We start from the raw sequence: 312 nt of genomic DNA on the forward strand, positions 1-312 counted from the left end.
CGTTGCGGATGACGTGCACCACGCACGTCTGCACGACCGTATCGGGGTAGATCGAGCGGATCGCATCGGGCAGACCGGTCAGGCCGTCGCAGCAGGCGATGAGGATGTCGCGCACGCCGCGGTTGCGTAGGTCGATGACGACCTTCTGCCAGAACTTCGCGCCCTCGCTGTCTTGGATCCAGCAGCCCAGGGCGTGTTTGCGACCGTCGAGATCCACGCCAATGGCCAGATAGGCCACCTTGGTGGTGATGACCCCGTTGTCGCCGATCCGCAGCCGCAGACCGTCGATATAGAGGATCGGATAGACCTCAT

1 protein-coding gene is annotated in these 312 nt (G+C 63.1%); it reads right to left on the minus strand.

What is annotated here, in order from left to right; translation table 11 throughout:
- The coding region (locus BST10_RS22305) for a transposase (RefSeq protein ID WP_207567926.1) at positions 1 to 312 on the minus strand (312 nt) is incomplete at both ends.

The sequence above is a fragment of the Mycolicibacter algericus DSM 45454 genome (genome assembly GCF_002086455.1).
Lineage (GTDB): Bacteria > Actinomycetota > Actinomycetes > Mycobacteriales > Mycobacteriaceae > Mycobacterium > Mycobacterium algericum.